A 1,154-nucleotide genomic window follows, 5' to 3' on the forward strand; every position below is an offset into this window, starting at 1 on the left:
GAGTGAGGACGGCCCACAGTTCGGTTCCCGTGCGTCCGGTTGCCTCACACCACAGCGCGGCGATGCCCGCCACGTGTGGGGCCGCCATGCTCGTCCCGCTCTTCGCGCCGTACCGCGTGGGCACGGGAACGGTCGAGAACACGCCCACCCCGGGCCCCGCCACGTCGATCTGCCCGCCGATGACGGGGTTGCTGCGGGCCGAGAAGTTGGCCAGCCCGAGCGTCGAGTCGAGCGCTGCGACAGCCATGATCGACGGGCTGTTCGCGGGTGGACCCACGAACCCCATGTTCCCTGCCGCGCGGTTCGCGTTGTTGCCGGCTGCCGCAACGATCAGTGACCCCGATGCCAGTGCCCGACTGCCCACAGTCTCGTACGCAACGGATACCGCCTCCACGTTCGCTCCGAGGGACATCGAGATGACCTGGCAGCCGTTGACGATTGCCCATTCGATTCCGGCGAGGATGCTGCGGTCTGCTCCGCGTCCCTGATCGGACAGCACCTTCCCGACGAAGATGTCCGCCTTGTGGGCGACTCCGTATCGGCGGGTGCCGCTCGGTGACCTGGGCCCGCATGCGGTTCCGACGCAGTGCGTGCCGTGACTGTGCCCGTCCTGAGGTCCGGCACCCGGCACGAACGACTGGGCGGTGATGGCGCGGCCTTCGAAATCCGGGTGCGTCAGATCGAGGCGACGTTCGTGGCTTGCAGCCCCCACGTGAGGTCCGAGGTGTCGCCGAAGCTCGCCGCTTCGGCCTGTAGACGAGGATCTGTGCCGACCGAGAGTGCGTAGTGCATCAGCTCGGGCTCGATGGAGAGCACCCGGCTGTCGGTGGCAGCGGCCGCCTGCAGCGCCGCCAGTTGGTCGGGATCGGCGGTGACCACCGCAATTCCCAGTTCGTCGAACACGACGGCGTCGGATGCCTCAGTCGCCGACAGGTCCATTGCGCTGGATTCGAATTCGGTGCTGCGTGCCACGTCGGACAGCCCTGCAACGGTGCGGAGTGTCTGCGCAGCATCCGTTCGGTTGCCGCCTTCGGTGAACACGACGACGTGGCTGCCGGTGACTTCAGGCTCGGAGGATGTGGCAAGCGTGTTGTCGCCGTCGTTGTCGCCGTATGAATTTCCGTGTGATATCACGATGTAGTCCTTGGCTGCGA

The 1,154-nt window shown here is 66.7% G+C and carries 1 protein-coding gene and 1 pseudogene; both read right to left on the reverse strand.

What is annotated here, in order from left to right:
• On the reverse strand, positions 1-712 hold a 712-nt coding region (locus ACFWJO_RS40290; protein WP_386873321.1), incomplete at its 3' end, for a S8 family serine peptidase.
• A pseudogene (locus tag ACFWJO_RS40295) lies at positions 676-1,154 on the reverse strand (hypothetical protein); the annotation flags it as partial. The gene ACFWJO_RS40290 and the pseudogene ACFWJO_RS40295, both read right to left, overlap by 37 nt.

Source organism: Streptomyces sp. NPDC127092, assembly GCF_042722475.1.
GTDB lineage: Bacteria > Actinomycetota > Actinomycetes > Streptomycetales > Streptomycetaceae > Streptomyces.